Origin of the sequence: Terriglobus roseus DSM 18391, from assembly GCF_000265425.1 — a bacterium.
GTDB classification, from domain to species: Bacteria; Acidobacteriota; Terriglobia; order Terriglobales; family Acidobacteriaceae; genus Terriglobus; species Terriglobus roseus.
Map to the genome: position 1 here is coordinate 577,635 of NC_018014.1, position 17,271 is coordinate 594,905.

General features: G+C 62.0%; 19 protein-coding genes. 11 read left to right on the forward strand and 8 right to left on the reverse strand.

Translation table 11 applies throughout. The features are described from left to right. The gene (locus tag TERRO_RS02465) at positions 1–933 is read right to left on the reverse strand and encodes a DUF2076 domain-containing protein (protein ID WP_014784419.1); all 933 of its coding nucleotides are present in this window, start codon (positions 931–933) and stop codon (positions 1–3) included. Between the two features lie 142 nt (positions 934–1,075). On the opposite strand from TERRO_RS02465, the gene TERRO_RS02470 reads away from it, so the two are divergent. Next, on the forward strand, positions 1,076–1,918 hold the full coding sequence (locus tag TERRO_RS02470; RefSeq protein ID WP_014784420.1) for a hypothetical protein: 843 nt from the start codon (positions 1,076–1,078) through the stop codon (positions 1,916–1,918). 101 nt (positions 1,919–2,019) lie between these two features. After that, entirely contained in the window at positions 2,020–3,249 is a 1,230-nt protein-coding gene (locus TERRO_RS02475; protein WP_014784421.1) for an alpha/beta hydrolase family protein, read from the forward strand. A gap of 74 nt (positions 3,250–3,323) precedes the next feature. Here the strand turns inward: TERRO_RS02475 and TERRO_RS02480 are convergent, their stop codons facing one another. Continuing rightward, on the reverse strand, positions 3,324–4,598 hold the full coding sequence (locus TERRO_RS02480; protein ID WP_014784422.1) for a pyridoxal-phosphate-dependent aminotransferase family protein: 1,275 nt from the start codon (positions 4,596–4,598) through the stop codon (positions 3,324–3,326). Between the two features lie 54 nt (positions 4,599–4,652). Between TERRO_RS02480 and TERRO_RS02485 the strand changes: the two genes are divergently transcribed. Then, positions 4,653–5,123 carry a GatB/YqeY domain-containing protein gene (locus TERRO_RS02485; protein ID WP_014784423.1) on the forward strand — a complete coding sequence of 157 codons (471 nt, stop codon included), beginning with the start codon at positions 4,653–4,655 and terminating at the stop codon, positions 5,121–5,123. Between the two features lie 193 nt (positions 5,124–5,316). Here the strand turns inward: TERRO_RS02485 and TERRO_RS02495 are convergent, their stop codons facing one another. From TERRO_RS02495 to TERRO_RS02505, 3 genes are read right to left on the reverse strand one after another with little or no spacing between them, the layout of a single operon-like run. Next, a complete protein-coding gene (locus TERRO_RS02495) occupies positions 5,317–5,994 on the reverse strand; it encodes a reverse transcriptase-like protein (RefSeq protein ID WP_014784424.1) in 678 nt (225 codons plus the stop codon). Positions 5,995–6,042: 48 nt separating this feature from the next. After that, on the reverse strand, positions 6,043–7,902 hold the full coding sequence (locus tag TERRO_RS21745) for a hypothetical protein (RefSeq protein ID WP_157178230.1): 1,860 nt from the start codon (positions 7,900–7,902) through the stop codon (positions 6,043–6,045). Between the two features lie 59 nt (positions 7,903–7,961). Further along, positions 7,962–8,675 carry an MOSC domain-containing protein gene (locus TERRO_RS02505; RefSeq protein WP_014784426.1) on the reverse strand — a complete coding sequence of 238 codons (714 nt, stop codon included), beginning with the start codon at positions 8,673–8,675 and terminating at the stop codon, positions 7,962–7,964. Between the two features lie 47 nt (positions 8,676–8,722). Here TERRO_RS02505 and TERRO_RS02510 point away from each other — a divergent pair, with 47 nt between their 5' ends. Next, positions 8,723–9,181, forward strand: coding sequence for a peroxiredoxin (locus tag TERRO_RS02510; RefSeq protein ID WP_014784427.1), 459 nt, complete (start codon positions 8,723–8,725; stop codon positions 9,179–9,181). Positions 9,182–9,349: 168 nt separating this feature from the next. Here TERRO_RS02510 and TERRO_RS02515 read toward each other — a convergent pair whose 3' ends face one another. After that, positions 9,350–10,036, reverse strand: coding sequence for a hypothetical protein (locus TERRO_RS02515; RefSeq protein ID WP_014784428.1), 687 nt, complete (start codon positions 10,034–10,036; stop codon positions 9,350–9,352). Between the two features lie 220 nt (positions 10,037–10,256). Here TERRO_RS02515 and TERRO_RS02520 point away from each other — a divergent pair, with 220 nt between their 5' ends. Then, the gene (locus tag TERRO_RS02520; RefSeq protein ID WP_014784429.1) at positions 10,257–11,411 is read left to right on the forward strand and encodes an FAD-dependent oxidoreductase; all 1,155 of its coding nucleotides are present in this window, start codon (positions 10,257–10,259) and stop codon (positions 11,409–11,411) included. 314 nt (positions 11,412–11,725) lie between these two features. Here TERRO_RS02520 and TERRO_RS02525 read toward each other — a convergent pair whose 3' ends face one another. Continuing rightward, a complete protein-coding gene (locus TERRO_RS02525) occupies positions 11,726–12,526 on the reverse strand; it encodes an SDR family oxidoreductase (protein ID WP_014784430.1) in 801 nt (266 codons plus the stop codon). Between the two features lie 37 nt (positions 12,527–12,563). Beyond that, positions 12,564–13,031, reverse strand: a complete 468-nt coding sequence (locus TERRO_RS02530) for a MarR family winged helix-turn-helix transcriptional regulator (protein ID WP_014784431.1) — start codon at positions 13,029–13,031, stop codon at positions 12,564–12,566. A 157-nt stretch (positions 13,032–13,188) separates the two neighbouring features. On the opposite strand from TERRO_RS02530, the gene TERRO_RS02535 reads away from it, so the two are divergent. The 6 genes from TERRO_RS02535 to TERRO_RS02560 all read left to right on the forward strand — a co-directional run bounded on the left by TERRO_RS02535 (position 13,189) and on the right by TERRO_RS02560 (position 17,109). Further along, entirely contained in the window at positions 13,189–13,854 is a 666-nt protein-coding gene (locus TERRO_RS02535; protein WP_014784432.1) for an RNA polymerase sigma factor, read from the forward strand. Positions 13,855–13,902: 48 nt separating this feature from the next. Then, entirely contained in the window at positions 13,903–14,997 is a 1,095-nt protein-coding gene (locus tag TERRO_RS02540; RefSeq protein ID WP_081490706.1) for a metal-dependent hydrolase, read from the forward strand. A gap of 71 nt (positions 14,998–15,068) precedes the next feature. Next, complete coding sequence (locus TERRO_RS02545) at positions 15,069–15,623, forward strand: DUF6580 family putative transport protein (RefSeq protein ID WP_014784434.1); 555 nt, start codon at positions 15,069–15,071, stop codon at positions 15,621–15,623. A 5-nt stretch (positions 15,624–15,628) separates the two neighbouring features. After that, positions 15,629–15,937 carry a hypothetical protein gene (locus tag TERRO_RS02550; RefSeq protein ID WP_014784435.1) on the forward strand — a complete coding sequence of 103 codons (309 nt, stop codon included), beginning with the start codon at positions 15,629–15,631 and terminating at the stop codon, positions 15,935–15,937. 85 nt (positions 15,938–16,022) lie between these two features. Further along, positions 16,023–16,400: a 6-carboxytetrahydropterin synthase QueD gene (gene queD / locus TERRO_RS02555; protein WP_014784436.1), complete on the forward strand. Its 378-nt coding sequence runs from the start codon at positions 16,023–16,025 to the stop codon at positions 16,398–16,400. 4 nt (positions 16,401–16,404) lie between these two features. After that, entirely contained in the window at positions 16,405–17,109 is a 705-nt protein-coding gene (locus TERRO_RS02560; RefSeq protein ID WP_014784437.1) for a 7-carboxy-7-deazaguanine synthase QueE, read from the forward strand. The last annotated feature ends 162 nt before the right edge of the window (positions 17,110–17,271 follow it).

The window sequence follows — 17,271 nt, forward strand, 5'->3', positions numbered from 1 at the left end:
CTAGTAGTTGTTGTCGTCTCCGCCGCCGCTGTCTCCGCCGTCGAAGCCGCCGCCATCGTCGCTGCCAGCGTCGAAGTTGCCGGAATCATCCGCGAAGTTCGAGCCGTTGTTTGCGCTGTCGTCGCCCGAGCCGAAGAAGCCGTGACCTTCGCCGCGCCGGTCTTCGATGTCGGAGCTGACGCTGCCGTCGTAGTTGTTGGCTTCTGCCAGCCGGTCGCCGAAGCCTCCGCTGCCGCTGTCGGAGGTGTTGTCGTAGTAGTTGTTCACGACTTCTGTGCCGCCGCCGAAGCCGTGCTCACCGCCATGGCCGCCGCTGAAGACGTCCTGGATTGCGCGGAAGGCGAACTCACCCGCGACTACGCCTGCCGCGGTCTGCATGGCTCCCTGGAGGAAGCCGCCGCCACCGCCAAACATGCCGCCGCCCATGGGCTGTCCGCCGTAGCCGTAGCCGGGCTGGGGAGGATAGCCGGGCTGGCCGTAAGCAGGTTGACCGTAGCCGGGCTGTGCGGGGTATCCCTGCTGCCCCTGGTATCCCTGCTGCTGGACTGCGGGGGCGTTTGCGACCGGAGCGTAACTGGGTGCGTTGTAGCCCGGGGTGTTCGTAGAGCCCGGACCCGCGTTGGTGGGTGCGGTTTGCTGCGGCTGATCATCTTTGCCCAGGCCGAAGAGATTGCCCAGGAAGCTGCCGTGCTTCTCTGGCTGGGATTGCCGCAGCGCATCGATCTCGGAGCGCGCCGCTGCCAGGTCCTGCTGGCTTTTGTCCATAGCGAAGCCCTGCACGAGGACCGTCTGGCAGAGTATGTAGAGAGCGTCGGGGTTGGAGCCCAGTGTGCGCTTGAGGAGCGCCTCGGCCTCCTCGTCCTTGCTGCCAAGCTGTGTGCCATTCACGCGATCGATCAAACCATTCAGAAGCTGCTGTTCCTGCTGTGTCATGCTTTGCCTTCTCTCCCGTTTGCGCGGACGCCACTTGCGTCCCTTCAGTGGGACGCTGCGCCGCAGCGAAAGTTGTTCCCATAACAAGTACGCTATGTTCGTGTGGAAGCTCCGAAGCTTCCACAAAGATCCCTGGAGCCGCATGCCGCTTTCCGCATCGTATGTGTTGATGACCTACAAGAGCCTGACGCTCGTTCCGTTGCTTGGCCTGGCGCTGAACGCGCAGCCGCAGGAGAAGCCGCTACCGAATCTGGAGACCCTGCGCAAGCTGGCGCTATCGCAGAATGCTGCGACGGAGAAGCAGCGCGAACGCTACCTGTGCCGCGTGCGAACGGAGACGTTGCAGCTGGATGGCAAGGGCGCCCAGAAGAAGATGGACGAGGATGAGCGCGAGATCTTCTTTGTGAAACAACGACAGATCATGCAGACGGTGACCCATAATGGCAAGCCGTTGACCGGTGGCGATGCGAAGAAGGAGATCGACAAGGTCAAGAAGCAGATCGAAGATGCAGAGAAGGGAAAGCCGAATCCTAATGGGATCAGCCAGTCGGAAATCCTGCGGTTAATCAAGCTAACCAATGAACGTCGTGTGATGGTGAACGGCAGGCCGACGATTGTGTTTGACGCTGTGGGCGATCCGACGCAGAAGGCCAATGGCATGATCGAGAAGGCCGTGCAGGCGATGGAAGGTACCATCTCCGTCGATGAGGCCAGCGGTCACGTGCAGGATACGAACGTACACGGAACGCGGGATGTAAAGATGGCGGGCGGCTTGCTGGCCAACATCCACAAGGGATTTCTGTTGCACATCATCTCTGCGCCAAAGAGCGATGGTGTGTGGCTGGTGCAGGAGGCGTGGGGATCGGGCGATGCACGGATTGGTCTGTTCATGCATCCCAGCTATCGCTTCCACCAGGTGACGGAGAGTTGCCGTCTCTTCGACGTGAACGCTGACTCCGTGGAGAACCTGCAGGAGAAGCACTAGGGTGGCGGTCTACACCCTTCGTGTTAGCAGGCAAGGAAAGACCGTCTGAGCGTGATACTTTTCCACTAACTTCAATCGGTAAACGATCCTGTGGAGAAACGATGTCCTTCGCTGCTCGACTTGTTCTTGGTCTCTTTTTTCTTGGTACTTCGGCTGCGGTGCAGCCCACTGCTGTGGCGCAGACGAACATGCCTGTGCAGGTTTCCACCGGCGTCAGTTACGAGCTCATTGGTCGCTGGGATGCGGACAAGCTGAACCAGGTGCTGAAGGTGGAAGCGCCGAAGTTCTTCGGTGTGAACGTGGCTTACACGCCGGCTCGCAATGCCGTGAAGATGTATCGCATCACGTACAGTTCGGTGGCGCCGGAACGAGGCAATAAGCCTGTGACGGCCACGGGCCTGCTCGCCATTCCGGATACCTCTGGCGCAAGCTTCCCAATGGTTTCGTACCAGCATGGAACGGTGTACGGAAAGCAGCAGGTACCTTCCTTTCCTGAGCAGTCGCCGGAGACAGCACTGATGCTGGCGCAGTTTGCGGGCCAGGGCTATGTGGTGATCGGTGCGGATTACTTCGGCATGGGCATCTCGTCCGAGCCGGAGGGGTACATGGTCAAGGCGAGCCATCAGCAGGCCACCTACGACATGCTGACGGCCAGCCGCGCCGTGCTTGCGCAGATGAAGATCGCAACGCCAAAGCTGTTTATCGCGGGCTGGTCGCAGGGCGGCTTTGTGACGATGGCGTTTCTTGAAAAGCTTGAGAGCGCTGGTGTACCTGTCGCCGGTGCAGCAACGGCGAGTGCACCCGTCGACGTCTTTGTGGCGCTCAGCGGTTACCTGGATTTCCCGCGCAAGAACGATGCGGACTGGTTGCCGACGCTGTTCCTTCTGTCGTCGTTCTCGTTTGAGCACTATTACGGTGTGCCCGGACTGGCGCGGTCTGTCTTGAACGATGCGTACTACGACGTCGCGCGTAAGGCCTACGAGAAGCAGCCATTCGATGCAACGCAGATCCCGACCGATCTGCACAAGCTGGTGCGTGCGGAATATTTCAATCCGGAATTCTTTGCCAACTCGGCCTATGGACGGCTCATCGCGGAAAAGACGAACGCCTATCGCTGGGTGATCAAGAGCCCGGTGCGCAACTACTACGGCGAGACTGATGAGGCCATCACCCCTGGCGTTGGGCAGCTTGTGAAGACGTACCAGATGGCGATGGGAAGCGGTAATACCGTTGTCGATGCTGTGTCGACTGGGAAGACCTCACACCGCGGCACGTACGCTACGGCGGTACCGCAGTGGAAGATCTGGTTCGATCAACAAGCCGCACACTAGTCGCGTTTTGCAAACCACAGAAAAGGCCCGCACCGATCTACCGGGTGCGGGCCTTTTCGCGTTGTGACTGCTGGTTACATCACGGCTTTGACGTCGGTCACGCCGTACTCCGGGTGGACCATGCTGCAGCAGCCCTCGGCCCGTCCGCAGAGACAGCTGCTCTCGGCCGCAGCGGTGGCGGTGCGCTCGGCGTAGACCTTTTGGGCGGCGATGAGCGCAGTGCCGAAGGCGAAGCCGGGGAGTTTCAGGTCCTGGATGACAACTTGCTCCAGCGCACCGATGAGGGCGATGGTGTCCAGATAATCGGAGAAGCCGAGGTGCGCGATGCTGAAGATGCGGCCCTTAAGCTCTGCCTGGCCGTCCGTGATGATGGCGGCGAAACGGTCGTTGAGCGCGTCCACGATCGTTGTTGAGGTGATGCCATCGGGCGGGACTACGGTCGTTGCGGCGGCTGACCAGACGTCGGCGCTGAAGAGCTTCATGCCCATCGCAAGACATGCTGCGCGCGTCATGGCGGCGACAGTCTCGGCGTTTTCAATAAGCTTCTTGCGGCCTTCCGCCAGATTGCCGTCGGCCTGCGCCGCGATGGAGTCGAGCGATGCGCCGAGTGCCGCGATCAGGGAGATCGGCGGCGTGTAGGCGCCCTCGCCGTTCCTGTTGTTCTTGCGTTCCTTGCGCAGGTCGAAGTAGTAGCGCGGGTTGTAGCTTGCTTCCATACGGTCCCAGGCTTTTTCGCCGACGGCCAGGTAAGTCAGACCCGGCGGAATCATCACAGCGTTCTGCGATCCGCCAATCATCAGGTCGACGCCCCAACCGTCCATATCCAGGTGGGTGCTGCCCAGGCCGGTGATCGCATCGACTGCCAGCAGAGCTTCGCTCCTGGCGTCTTTCAGCAACTTGGCCACGCCGGGCACGCAGTGCCGAACGCCTGTGCTGGTCTCGGTCGCCTGCATGAACACGGCGCGCGTCTCCAGCTTGAGCGCAGACTTTACGGCATCCAGCGAGAAGGTCTCGCCATAGGGTGCGCGGACCACATCCACGGCGCAGCCGAAGGACTTGGCCAACGCCGTCCAGCGCTCACCAGACTTGCCGGCGGAGAGCACCAGCACGCGGTCACCTGGCGAGGTCAGGTTCGAGACCGCGGCCTCCATCGCTCCGGTACCGCTGCACGACAGGACGACGACGTCATTGCGGGTGCCGACAAACTCTTTCAACTGCCCGAGCACGCGGGTGTAGAGGGCGCGGAATTCGGGCGTCTGGTGGTGCATGTCCGCGGCAGCCATGGCGAACTGAGCGGCGGGAAGCAGGGGCGTCGGACCGGGCGTAAAGAGGCGGGTCTTGCGGATCATGCTGATAGTTTATCGAGTCAGCAGTAAACTTGGCCTGACGAGGCACAACGACACATGGCAATCAGCGAACAGATCGGTAAAGACATCATCACGGCCATGAAGGCCAAAGAACCCTTCAAGGTGGAGACGCTGCGCATGGCGAAGTCTGCCATGAAGAGCAAGGAGATCGACAAGCGCGAGCCGCTGACCGATGCCGAAGAGATCAGCACGCTGCAGACGATGATCAAGCAGCGTAAGGATGCGGCGGAACAGTTCGCAAAGGGCAACCGTCCCGAGCTGTCGGCGAAGGAGCATGAGGAGATCAAGCTGCTTGAGATCTACATGCCGCAGACTGCGGGCGACGACGAGATTCGTGCGGTCGTTCAGGGGGCCATTGCACACCTGGCGAAGGAAGGCTCAAAGCCAGGTCCGAAGGATATGGGCGCGGCCATGCGCGTCGTTCAATCACGCATCATGGCTAGCGGCCTGCACGCTGACAACAAGACCGTCAGCAGCATTTTGAAAGAAGAACTGGCGAAGGACTAGCCGGGTGCGGGTTTCCAACCAGACAGGCCAGGTTCTGCTAAGCCTTGGGGTCGCCGCATTGGCGGCCCTTTTCTACGCGCTCCGCGATTTGCTACGGCACTGGCGGGTCTGGCACTTGTCGGCTGTTGTGATCTGCGTGGCACTGCTGATCGTGCTGTGGCACCGCTCCAAGCGTGACCGCTAGACTCGCAACCTACTCGCGGATGATTTTCACGAAGACACCATCCGGAAGCGTCTTGCCGCCCAGCAGGACGATGGATCCGTCGCGCACGAAGCCGCGCAGCATCTCGCCGGTGGCGGGTGCCGAAGGGCGCGGTTCTGCGGGCAGGGGGTCCATCCGCTTCGGCGCGGGTGGTTCGGATGATTTCGTTGGGTAGGGGATGGCCTTCAGTGGCGGTGCGGCTGCGGGGCGGCCCATGCCGCGATCCATTGCTTCGTTCGCCAGGCGGTCGGCGGTCTTGTTCTTGTGGCGCAGGGCATGGCTGATGTTGAAGAACTCCAGCTTTGCGATGCGGCGCTTTGCCTCTTCCCATAGAGGCTTCAGATCGGGGCTGTTGACCTTGTACTTGCCCTGGATCTGCTTCACCATCAGTTCGCTGTCGCTGACCAGGCGCACGCGCAGGTGGTTGTGATCCAGCGCCCACTGCAGAACGCCCAGCAAGCCGCTGTACTCGGCGTAGTTGTTGGTCTTGTGGCCCAGGAACTCGCTCAGCTCGGCCAGCACCGTGCCGTCTTCTGCAACGATCACTGCGCCGTAGCCGGCGGGGCCGGGGTTGCCGCGTGCGCCGCCGTCGCAATGAGCGAGGACAGTGCCACCCGTGCTGCGGGACTTGGTGGAAGCTTCGGCTGCGAAAAGGTCTCCGTTAGGCATCGACTGATTATCGCCGAGGAGCCTTGTGGTAACAGACTCGAGCACCGGCTACAGCAGGGTGGTGCCGCTCACAAAGACTTGATCTGGCTTGTTCCCCAGCAGGCGATACAGCGCGAACTGCCGCGTGTTCTGCATGCGCAACTCCATCAGCAGGCTGGCGCGGTTGCTGGCGTCTGCGTCGACCACGTCGATCAGCCGGTAGCGCGGCGTGCGGTCGAGGTGCGCGGCGTCCGTCACGGAGCGCATGGCGGGCTGCAGACGGCCCTCGGCATCGGTCTGCGCCACGATGGTCACGTAACGTTCCGGCGTCGATCCGCTCGACGGCATGCGCGCGGTGAAGGTGTAGGTGATGGGGGCGGAGAAGTAGAGCTGGAAGGCGCTGACCTCTTCGTCGGCGAACCCGGGCGCGGCGGCCGGCGTGGGTGGAACCACGGCATGGCTGCGTGCCGCGACGCCACTGCGGGCCGTGGCGCGCGTAGTGACGGTTCTTGTTGCGGCGGTCCGAGTTGGAGCGGTGTTCGCGGCCGAGGTAGCTGCGCTGTTCGGTACGGAAACCGCGCCTGAGGGCGCGTCGGTAGCCAGAGCAGGATTTGCGAGCACCGCACGCGCCATCTCTTCCAGCGTGTTCACGATGGTGGCGCGTTCGGTATTGTTGGCGAAGTTGTAGTGGAAGTCATGCGCTACCCGTTCCTTCGCATCGCTCACCGCTACCAGCGAATCGAGCGGAGCCGGGATCGCCGAGGCTGCAGTGACGTCAGGCATGCCCCCCTTTGCTGCGGGCTTCGGCAACGTGGTTGTTGACTTCGCTGTCGCTGGTTCCGGGGGCGGGGCTGAGACACGGCCGCGCCGCAGTACCGGTCCGCCGGACATGGTCGTCCCGGCGCTGATGGTGCCGCCGTCGTCCACCGTGGTGTTCGTGACGGCGCTGCCGTCGGCCTTTGCCGCAGGTTCGTGTGCTGCTGTGACGGCGACGTCGTCTTTGCCCTTGGCCGTCTTGGAGCGAGACACGTACTCCAGCGGATCCGGTGGCAGCGAATTTGGGTCGTCTTCGTCTGTCGTCCGGTGGCGGATCTTGGGACGGTCCAGATCGTCTGCCGGACCGCTGTTGGCTGTAACAGTTGCCGGCGGCGGCTTCGGGGCCTTCTTGTCCGGCTTGGCTGTAGAGCCCGTGTTGTTCGCTGTGGTCTCGGGTGAACGGTGCAGCGTGGGACGCTCAGGATCCGGTGTGTTCTTGTCCTTAGGCGAATCATCCGCCAGGGTGATGTGCTCCGTTGGATCGTCTTCCTGGCAGGGATCGGGCGCGGAACGACGACCGAAGCGTGGACCGCTGTCCGACTTTGCCTCCGGAGCCTTTGTTTCTTCTGCGGGTTCTGCAGGCTTTTTGCCGAACTTCGGCTTGGAATCGTCCTTCTTGCTGTTGTCTGTTTCCTGCACGACGCGTGCCGTGCTGGGATTGCAGTTGGGCTTCAGCTTCGGTGTCCGCGCGACCGTGGGCGGTACGACGTGGCCATACGCGAACCAGCCGTCGTCGAAGGGAACGGTCGCTGCGACCGAGCTGCCGGAGAAGTTTCGGGCTGCGACGACGTCGAGGAAATTCTGCTGGACGCCACCCTTCTGAAGTTCGTAGCGCAGGCCGCTTTGGATTGCGAAGGGAACGGGACGAGCGAGGTAGATGCCCGCGTCTTCGAAGTGACCGCCGATGAAGAGCGAGACCGGGATGAGCCGGGCGGCCTTGGGATGCAGTGGATCGCCGATGTACTCATAGACGCCCACGGCGCGCGTCACCTGATCAGGCGTGGCCACCTTGTGCATCTGCGAGAAAGCCAGAGGCAAAGCCGCCACTGCGGCAACAGCCAAGGGTACGGCGCGGAGCATCAGGCGGCGGAGGGACGATCGGTCGTGCGTCATCAAAGTGTTGGACGGCGATTCCGGCTGGAAGGCACACCTGTGGTGCTTGTTTGGGTTGGTCATAGCGGGACGACCGGGTCGCCTGCGCGTAACCATCCTGTTCGTTCCACGGTGGCGTAGACGCCTACGTGTCCTTCATGCCGGCGATCGAGGTGCTTCATCAGCAGCGGATCGGCGATTGCTGTCTCGGGATCGAGCGTGACGATGCGGCAGCGTGGGTCGCGTTCTGTGATGCGCAGGACTGCTTCTGCGCCGAGCTGGATCGACCGGTCGACTAGTTCATCTTCGGCGAAACCCTCGTTTTCGGAGGGGAATGCCAGCAGGATGTTCGCTCGAAAGCGCCGCGGATCGACTGGCTGACCGAGTTCTTCAGACAGTTGACGGATGGTTGCGGTACTTAGAACAGCGACGGGGCGTACGTCTGTCATGGGTGTCTCCGATTGGAGGAGTTTGAGGTCATGGCCACCTGGAAGGTGCTGCCTGAGGGAGTTGAGTAGAGCGGGATCTGTGATGGAGCATTGCGCGCCGTTGGGCGATGTCACGACTGTTGACTGGCCTGCGCCTGCGCCTGAGGCAGAGAAGAGCAGCATGGATGCGCGTTCTGCGCCGGATAGCATTGGTTTTCCGCGCGGTGCGCCGGTGCTTTGGATCGCCCATCGGCGGTCGCCTGCGATGCCGTACGCGTCGAGTTGCAGGGCGTCCAGGCGCTCGCCGCGCATGCCCTTTACGGGGTAGCGCCAGAGTTCGGCGATGGTGGCGATTGGCGTAGACATTGGCTTTGTGATGATTCCACAGGGATGGCGCGCGATAAGCTGTTGCCATGCAGATTGGTGAGCAAGTGGACTTTGAACTTCAGGACCAGAATGGCGAAAACGTTAAGCTTTCGCAGTTTCGTGGGTCGCCGGTGGTGGTTTTCTTTTATCCGCGGGCGGATACGCCTGGTTGCACTGTGGAGGCCTGCGAGTTTCGGGATCTTTATCGCGATCTGAAGGCGGAGGGCGCGGTTTTGCTGGGCGTTTCGCGCGACGCGGTGAAGGCGCAGAAGAAGTTTGCGGACAAGTTCTCGTTACCGTACACGCTGCTTGCCGACCCGGATCTTGTTGTATGCAAACAGTTTGACCTGGTTCGCGAGGGCAGCATGTATGGCAAGCCCGTGACGAAGATCGAGCGGTCGACGTTTGTTTTCGATCGTGAGGGCAAGCTGGAGGCTGAGTTCCGGAAGGTGAAGCCGGAGGGTCATGCGGGCGAGATGCTGGCGCTGGTGAAGGGCGTTAGCTAGCCTTTCGCGGTCGAAAGTGGTGGCTCATGGGCGGTTTTGAATCGTCTCAGTCGCTGATCGACAATTTGAGCTGATCGGGGATTCCGACAGCTTAAAAACCCATGTCTCAGAGGCGAGACATGGGGCACCCAATCTGTAGATCATGGGCCACCCGATCTTAAGATGTTGCTAGGCGGCGGGCAGGGTGATCGGCTTGTCCGGGGTCAGGATTGCTTCGGTGCCTCGTTCGGGGGCGGCGTCCGGGATGACTTTCTTGCCTTCCTGGCCGGTGGCGGTTACGACCTGGGAGAGGACGGGTACTCCGTTGATCCTGATGACCTGGACGCTGAGTTCGCCGGCACTGGTCATCTGCCCTGCGGCTGCGGTTGCGACCACGGTCAGTTCGACGGGCGCACCTGCCGGAGCTTCGCCTATCGGTTCAACGAGTGTGCCGCGGAGGGTGTCCCCGTTTTTTGCGTGGCCGCTGTCGACCGACGATTGCAGGCGCACATGAATCGGCGCTCCGGGAGTGATGCCGGGTGCGTTTTTGAAGCTGGCGATACCAGGCAGAGACACGCTGGTGTTGGGGCTGCCGATGCCGTCGGTGGCGCCTATCGTTTCGATTGCGGCGGTTGCGGCGGGGGCAGTCGTCCCGCGGGGGCCGCGCATGCCGGCGCGATAGCGGGGTACGCCGGTGATGCTTGGCGGCCTGCGCGATCTGGGCGCAGAGTTCGGTGCTGCCGTCCCGGATGACTGTGGCGCGGTTGCCGTGGGGCTGGCCGCGGTGGGCGCAGGGGCTTGTGTGCCGCCGGTTGCCGCCTGTGCGGCCGCAGTACCGGCCAGCGCCAGTATCAGAATGGAATGTACTCGAAGCATGCAACAGAATGGACGGCGGGCGGCAGACGCAGGTTGCAGGGGCGTGGCGCGCGACGCGTACCACTTTTGTGATGCTGCGATGGCGAGGGTGGACGAATCCCGCCTGCTGGAAGCTGCATCTTGTTGAGAGTAAATCCCCTCCGCAGCGCCGCCGAGTGTCGCGCTGGTCCCCGGAGTTTCACGCTGCATCCAACGCAGCACGCTGGAAGGAAGCGTTGTCATGGCCGCAAGAGTTCAGGATGTCGTCATCGTGGGTGCCGGGCCGACCGGGCTGGCACTGGCCGCGGAGCTACGCCGGCTGGGCGTGAATGCTTTGCTGTTTGAGAAGGAGTCGTACGTAGCGACGACTTCGCGCGCCACGGTGGTGCATGCTCGGACGCTGGAGGTGCTGGAGCCGCTTGGTGTTTCGCAGCGGCTGATCGACAACGGCCTGATCCTGCACAAGGGGAACCTGCGCGAGGGTGGTGAGATCAAAGCAACGATCAGCTTTGACGATCTGCCGACGGCCTACAGTTTTGCGCTGGTCTGCACGCAGGACCGCACGGAGTCGGTGCTGACGCAGCGGCTGCAGGAGCTGGGCGGAGCGGTGACTCGCTGCATCGATGTGACATCGCTGGCACATACGCCGGAGTCTGTGACGCTGACCTATACGGCGGCGGGTGTGCTGGTGCAGGACATTGCGGCGCGGTGGGTGGTTGGGTGCGACGGCCTGCACAGCAACGTGCGGCAGGCTGCGGGGATTGCGTTCGAAGGTGGGGAATACGAGGAGAGCTTCATCCTTGCGGATGTGGAGATGGACTGGCCACTGGGCGCGGAGGCGATGGAGCTGTTTCTGCATGCGGCTGGTTTGTCGCTGGTGGTGCCGCTGCCGGGCGGTCGCTACCGGATCATTGCCACGCTGGATAACGCGCCGAAGCATCCGACGATTGCGGATTGTCAGCGGATCCTGGATGAGCGGACGATCCCGGGTGCGGTGGTGCATACGGTCCACTGGTCTTCGCGGTATCGGATTCAGCACCGTGTTGCGCGGAAGCTTCGGCAGGGTCGCATCCTGATCGCGGGTGATGCTGCGCACGTCCATTCGCCGGCGGGCGGGCAGGGGATGAACACGGGTGTGCAGGATGCGGTCACGCTTGCTGCGGCGTTGCACCAGGCGATCACGACCGGGGATGAGAGCGGCATTGCCAAGTGGGAGACGGAGCGCTTGAAGATTGCGCGGTCGGTCGTGAATACGACGGACATGATTACCAAGGTGGCGACGACGTCTTCGCCGGTGTTGCAGACGATTCGGGAGGTTGTGCTTGGGTTGGTTGGGCATGTGCCTGCGTTGGGGCATGCGGTGGCTCGGCGGTTGTCGGAGATTGATAACCGTTAGGTTGTGCTGGTCCTGTGATTTGGGATGGCATCCGGCCGGGGCTAAAGCCCTTTGGTCGTATGGGATTTCTTCAGGGCCCTGAAGGGCCCTGCTTTCTCCTGTCGCGCTTTGCGCGATGGGGTATGCGGTTCGCACATCTTCCGGACGGGGACATCTGTGGTGGTTAACCCACTCATGCGCGAAGAGCGCGCATGAATGGGGCACCCGGTTTCTGGGTGATGGAGAGAGGTCGCGCTTTGCGCGATAACCCACCCTTTGCTTCGCAAAGAATGGGGCACCCGGTCTGGGTGCCCTCTCTTTGCTGTCTGGTTTGATCAGAGGTTTAGTTTTTTGAACATGGAGTCTGGGATGGCGCGGATTACGGCCATGATGGGGCGCCACTTGGCTGGGACATACATGACGCCGCCTTCGCCTTTGGCGATGGCATCTGCGATGGATTTGGCGACTTCGTTGACGTCCGCGAACTTTTCGTTGCCCTTCATGCCTGCGGTCATGGCGGTTTTCACCGGGCCGGGCTTGATGGTGAGTACGGCGACGCCTTCGCGGTCGATGCGATTGCGGAGGCCGTCGACGAAGGCGGTGAGGCCTGCCTTGGAGGCTCCGTAGACGTAGTTGCTCTTACGGCCACGCTCGCCGGCGACGGAGGAGAGGACGGCGAGTGTGCCGCGGCCCTGCTTGACGCAGAAGTTTGCGAGCCAGGTGAGCATGCTGACGGGCGCGGTGAGGTTGGTGTGGAGGATCTGCTCGGCGTGGGCTGCGTCTGCCTCTGCCTGTGGCTGGTCGCCGAGGATGCCGAAGGCGAGGTAGGCGACGTCAAGACCGCCGAGTTGGGTGATGGCATGGGCCATGAGGCTGGCGTGGTCTTCGAGCTTGTCGAGGTCAGCGACCGCAATGTCGACATAGGCTGCGCCGCGGACGCGAAGGTCAGCGGCCATGGCCTGGAGCTTGTTCTCAGACCTGCCTACCAGGAAGATGTTCGCGCCCTGCGCTGCCCAGATTCGGCAGGTCGCCTCGGCGATGCCGGAGGTTGCACCCAGCACCAGGTAACGCTTCGGTGTGTGCGATGCATCGTGTTGCGGCAGCGGGGTTTGCAGTGCACTTGTCGTTTCGGCCATGGTTTGTCCCTTTGCAACGAGACTAACAAATTGGGGTTTATTCGGAGGTCTTGCGCAGGAGTGCGATGAGTGTCCGCTGTTCGGTGGTGTCGAGCCGCGTGAGTGCGTGACGGCTTGCTTCCAGTCGGAACTGATCGAGCTTCGCCATCAGCCGGCGTCCGCTTGCGGAGACCGTGACGCGGACGATGCGGCGGTCGTCGTCGGACCGTTCCCGTGCGACGTGGCCCTTCTCGACGAGTCGATTGACGAGGTTGGTGGCGGAGCTGAGCGGGATCTCCATGGTCTTGGCGAGTTCGCTCATCAGCAGCGGGCCCTGGCGCAGCAGTGTGCCGAGTGCGCGGCTTTCATGCGGCGAGGTGTTCATCCGCGACATCTCCTGCACGCTGGTCTGCTTGAGCATGCGGAGGAACATGCCGTCCATGGCGCACATGAGTTCGCGTGGCAGTTGGTCGTTGGCGGGTGTCGCCGCCGTTGGGGCTGCGGACGGTTTGATTCGGGTAGCCACTACGGTCATCCTATGCAGGCCGTGGCTTGCTTGCCAAGCGAAAGCGGCAGTTTTCCGTGAATTATCCCGAAATAAAATAATTCCGCAGCGAGATACTTCCAGAATGGTAGTATCCAGATCGTAAAGCAGGCTTCTGGCTTTCCGGGGTCTTCATCGCATGCACACGCGTTCCTTATCGTTCTTTTCCGCGGGCGTTCCGCCTGAGTTCGACCTGTCAGACCGCCAGCGCATTGCGCAGGGATTGAAGAGCCGCGATGCGGACGTGCTGGATGAGTTGATTGCGCAGTACCAGCATCGGCTGATGCGGTACCTGACTGCGATGACCGGGAGGCCGGATTTGGCGGAAGACATCTTCCAGGAGACGTGGATCCGTGTGCTGGAGCGCGGCCACCAGTATGACGACCGCGGGAGTTTTGATGCGTGGCTTTTTACCATTGCACGCAACCGTGCGCTGGACTACTTCCGCCGGCGGTCGCTGCTGTCACTGGATGGGCTGATGCAGCCGGAGGATGGGTCCACACCGTTTGACCTGGCGGCGCAGGGGCCTTCGCCGCTGGACCAGATCGGCATGCTGGAGCGTTCGGCTGCGCTGACGGAGGCGATGGCGAAGCTGAACCCGATCCATCGCGAGGTGCTGATGCTGCACTTCTATGAAGACCTGACGATGCGTGAGATTGCGGAGGTGACGGGGATCCGTATGCCGACGGTGAAGTCCCGGCTGTATCGCGCGATCAGCTTCTTTGAGGGCTTTCTGCGGTCGGCCGGGCCGTTCTTTTCGGACGGCGATGGCTGGCCCATTGTGGGCTTTCTTCCCGCAGCCTGAGGGGATCGACCGGACGGTTCGTTGTTGTTGCCGTGTATGCTTTGCCTCGTGGAACCAGTCACTCATCTGTTGACCGGCGCGTGTCTTTCGCGTGCGCTTGGATTTCCGGCGCGGGCTCGTTACGCGACCGCCGCGTGTGTCATTGCAGCCGAGCTGCCGGACGCCGACTTTGTCTATCGCCTGGGCGGTCCGCTGCTTTACTTTCAGCATCATCGTGGCTGGACTCATGCGCTTTGGTCGCTGCCGTTGCAGGCGGCGGCGGTAGTTGGCATTCTGTACGGGCTGCACGCGACGCGGCGGAAGTGGAAGAAGCGGCGGTCTGTCGAGGAGCCGGCGCCGGTACGCTGGCCTGCGCTGTTTTTCATGGCGTTGCTGGCACTGTTAAGCCACCTGCTGCTGGACTGGACGAACAACTACGGCGTTCGGCCGTTTGCGCCGTTTAATCCCCGCTGGTACTCGGGCGACCTGGTCTTCATTGTGGAGCCGCTACTGCTGCTGGTGCTTTCGATGGCGCTGGTGGTGCCGTTTCTGTTCTCGCTGGTGCATCGCGAGATGGGGATCCGGCGGCCGCGATACCAGGGCAGGGCACTGTCAGCGGTTGCGCTGGTGCTGATGGCGGGGCTGTGGTTCTACCGCAGTCTTCAGCAGGGCGACGCGGCCACCGTGGTGGATGCGCAGGAGTTTCGCGGTGGGCGGATCCTGCGACGGTCGTTGAATCCCTATCCCATTGATCCTTATCGGTGGCACGTGGTGGTGGAGACGCCGCAGAACTTCCAGAGCGGCACCGTGGACACACGGATGAACCTGTTCGAGACGGATCCGCAGCAGATCTATGCCAAACCGCAGGTGACGCTGGCAACGCTGGCGGCGAAGCAAAGCTGGCTGGGCGAGATCTACCTGGACTGGTCGAGGTTTCCGCTGGTGGTGGATACGGGGACGGTGGGCGACACGCATCCGGAACTGTCGCCGACGCCGGCTGAGGCGGCTCTGCGAAATGTTTCGTTCAGCGATCTGCGGTTCCGGTATGACGTGCTGGGGATGCATTCGAGCGAGCCCCCGCTGTCGGCGGAGGCGTGGGTGGACGCGAATCGCCGGGTGCAGGAGGCGTATTTCGGTGGCGTCGAGCAGAAGGGCGCGCACTAATCGGGCTGGTCACGGGCGGATCGTCTAAATAAGGCCGCCGCAGCCTGGAGCCCGCGTGGGAGAATATGTGTATGGCATTCCTCGTGCTCCTTATCGCCGTCCTCAGCCGCGTGTTGCCGCATCTGCTGCATACCACCGGCGGCAACGTGACGTGCGTAGGCGCAGGTCTGCTTTACTTCGGCGCAAGCCTTCGCGGCCGGAACCGGGCCATGGCGCTGGTCGCCGTGGCGGCACTGGCGGCGACGGATTGGTGGCTGACGGTCTATGCGTACGGGTATCCGTTCCACATCGCTGGCTATGTTGTGACGTGGCTCTGGTATGCGGCTGTGTGCCTAGGTGCGTCTGCCCTGTTGCAGCGCAAGACAATTTTGCGTGTGGGTGTGGCTGCGCTGGCGTCTTCGACGAGCTTCTTCCTGCTGAGCAATGGCATGGTGTGGCTCAACGGCAATATGTATGACCACACGGCAGCCGGTCTGACCCAGTGCTACGTTGCGGCGCTGCCGTTCTACCGCAATGACCTGGCTTCGACGCTGGTGTTTACGGCGATCTTCTTCCTGCTACCATCGGTTGCTACGGTCAAGGGCTGGGCGCATTCGATGGGCGACAACGGCGCTGCCGCCGCGTAACCGACATGCTGAGCCGCAATCTCTACATACTCGCCGGTACTCTGGTTCTGTTTGCCACGATCTCTTACGTGGTGGCGGTGACTGGTCTGGCGCATGAGCCGGGTGCGCCTTCGGAGGCGAGCCTTTGGCGCACGATCGGGATCGTGCTGTTGCTGATCGGTCTTGTGGTGGCGCTGCTGGGCGTGCTGCAGTCGATGTTTGAGCAGGCGGACCGCCGTACACCGGGCGGGCAGGCGGGTGTGCACCGCGAGTTTGAGCGCCGCCGCCGGGCTCAGATGAATCCTCCGGAACCGCCGAACTCCGGCCGCGGATAGAGCCGAACGGTCACGCTGCGCTGGGCCGGTACACTTACAACACACGAATCATTGCCGCGGCGACGCGCATCCATCAGGACAGATCATGTACGAAGTTACTGTTGAGGCCCACTTTTCATCCGGCCATTTTCTTCGCGAATACTACGGCAAGTGCGAGAACCCGCACGGCCACAACTATCGCGTGCTGGTGACGCTGGCGGGTGCGGAGCTGGAGAGCAATGGTCTGCTGCTGGACTTCAAGGTGTTGAAAGACATCCTGAAGCCGGTGGTGAATTACCTGGACCACCACATGATCAATGAGCTGGCGCCGTTCGACGTGGTGAACCCGTCGGCGGAGAACCTGGCGAAGTACTTCTTCGACGAGACGAACTCGCGGCTGACCGAGATCACGAAGGGCCGTGTGCGCGTGAAGCAGAGCACGATCTTCGAGACGGACACGAGCCAGGCGACGTACTACGAGTAAGCGGATGCGCCTGATAGAACTTTACAAATCGGTGCAGGGTGAGTCGTCGTTTACGGGCGTCCCGTGTATCTTTGTGCGCTTTGCGGGGTGCAATCTGCGTTGCGCGTGGTGCGACTCGGAGTACACGTTTACGGGTGGCAAGCCGTTTACGGAGGACGAGGTGGTGGCGCAGATCGAAGCGCTGGCGCCGTGTCCGCTGATCGAGTTCACGGGCGGTGAGCCGATGTTGCATGAGCGTGAGCTGCTGCCGCTGATGGATCGTCTGCTGGCGGATGAGGCGACGAAGTACACGCTGATGATGGAGACGAGCGGCGAGCGTCCGCTGGGCGATGTGCCGAAGGCTGTGCACAAGATTGTGGATGTGAAGTGTCCGGGGAGCGGGAGCGCTTTCGGGTCGTTTCGGATGTCGAACCTGGATACGCTGACGGTGCGTGACGAGGTGAAGTTTGTGCTGCGTGATCGCGTGGATTACGAGTTTGCGCGGGACTTTATCCGGGAGCATCTGGCGGGGAAGATTGCGGATGGAACGCTGGGGCATATTTTGTTGTCGCCGGCGTTTTTGAAGGCACCTTCGATCCTGCGGACGGCGGACAATATGGAGCTGGATGGGCGCGTGCTGGTGGACTGGATGCTGGCGGACGGGCTGCCCGCGCGGCTGTCGCTGCAGGTGCATAAGTTTGTGTGGGAGCCGCAGAAGAAGGGCGTCTAGTGGCGGCTTGAAGGTTGTAGGTAGGCCGATGTTAGAAGGTCGGTCTGTCGCCTTCTGAACACACTGGAACATGAGTACTGCGTGAAGCACAGTATGTTGAAGTTGTGTCGGCTGAACAACTCTTAAAGTCCTTCGCCACTACTAAGGTGTAAGAGCATCGCT

What these genes read in the sequence shown, in the direction of transcription:
- TERRO_RS02465 (WP_014784419.1), bottom strand. Translation starts at nt 933, where the DNA reads ATGACACAGCAGGAACAGCAGCTTCTGAATGGTTTGATCGATCGCGTG.
- TERRO_RS02470 (WP_014784420.1), top strand. Translation starts at nt 1,076, where the DNA reads ATGCCGCTTTCCGCATCGTATGTGTTGATGACCTACAAGAGCCTGACG.
- TERRO_RS02475 (WP_014784421.1), top strand. Translation starts at nt 2,020, where the DNA reads ATGTCCTTCGCTGCTCGACTTGTTCTTGGTCTCTTTTTTCTTGGTACT.
- TERRO_RS02480 (WP_014784422.1), bottom strand. Translation starts at nt 4,598, where the DNA reads ATGATCCGCAAGACCCGCCTCTTTACGCCCGGTCCGACGCCCCTGCTT.
- TERRO_RS02485 (WP_014784423.1), top strand. Translation starts at nt 4,653, where the DNA reads ATGGCAATCAGCGAACAGATCGGTAAAGACATCATCACGGCCATGAAG.
- TERRO_RS02495 (WP_014784424.1), bottom strand. Translation starts at nt 5,994, where the DNA reads ATGCCTAACGGAGACCTTTTCGCAGCCGAAGCTTCCACCAAGTCCCGC.
- TERRO_RS21745 (WP_157178230.1), bottom strand. Translation starts at nt 7,902, where the DNA reads ATGACGCACGACCGATCGTCCCTCCGCCGCCTGATGCTCCGCGCCGTA.
- TERRO_RS02505 (WP_014784426.1), bottom strand. Translation starts at nt 8,675, where the DNA reads ATGTCTACGCCAATCGCCACCATCGCCGAACTCTGGCGCTACCCCGTA.
- TERRO_RS02510 (WP_014784427.1), top strand. Translation starts at nt 8,723, where the DNA reads ATGCAGATTGGTGAGCAAGTGGACTTTGAACTTCAGGACCAGAATGGC.
- TERRO_RS02515 (WP_014784428.1), bottom strand. Translation starts at nt 10,036, where the DNA reads ATGCTTCGAGTACATTCCATTCTGATACTGGCGCTGGCCGGTACTGCG.
- TERRO_RS02520 (WP_014784429.1), top strand. Translation starts at nt 10,257, where the DNA reads ATGGCCGCAAGAGTTCAGGATGTCGTCATCGTGGGTGCCGGGCCGACC.
- TERRO_RS02525 (WP_014784430.1), bottom strand. Translation starts at nt 12,526, where the DNA reads ATGGCCGAAACGACAAGTGCACTGCAAACCCCGCTGCCGCAACACGAT.
- TERRO_RS02535 (WP_014784432.1), top strand. Translation starts at nt 13,189, where the DNA reads ATGCACACGCGTTCCTTATCGTTCTTTTCCGCGGGCGTTCCGCCTGAG.
- TERRO_RS02545 (WP_014784434.1), top strand. Translation starts at nt 15,069, where the DNA reads ATGGCATTCCTCGTGCTCCTTATCGCCGTCCTCAGCCGCGTGTTGCCG.
- TERRO_RS02550 (WP_014784435.1), top strand. Translation starts at nt 15,629, where the DNA reads ATGCTGAGCCGCAATCTCTACATACTCGCCGGTACTCTGGTTCTGTTT.
- queD (WP_014784436.1), top strand. Translation starts at nt 16,023, where the DNA reads ATGTACGAAGTTACTGTTGAGGCCCACTTTTCATCCGGCCATTTTCTT.
- TERRO_RS02560 (WP_014784437.1), top strand. Translation starts at nt 16,405, where the DNA reads ATGCGCCTGATAGAACTTTACAAATCGGTGCAGGGTGAGTCGTCGTTT.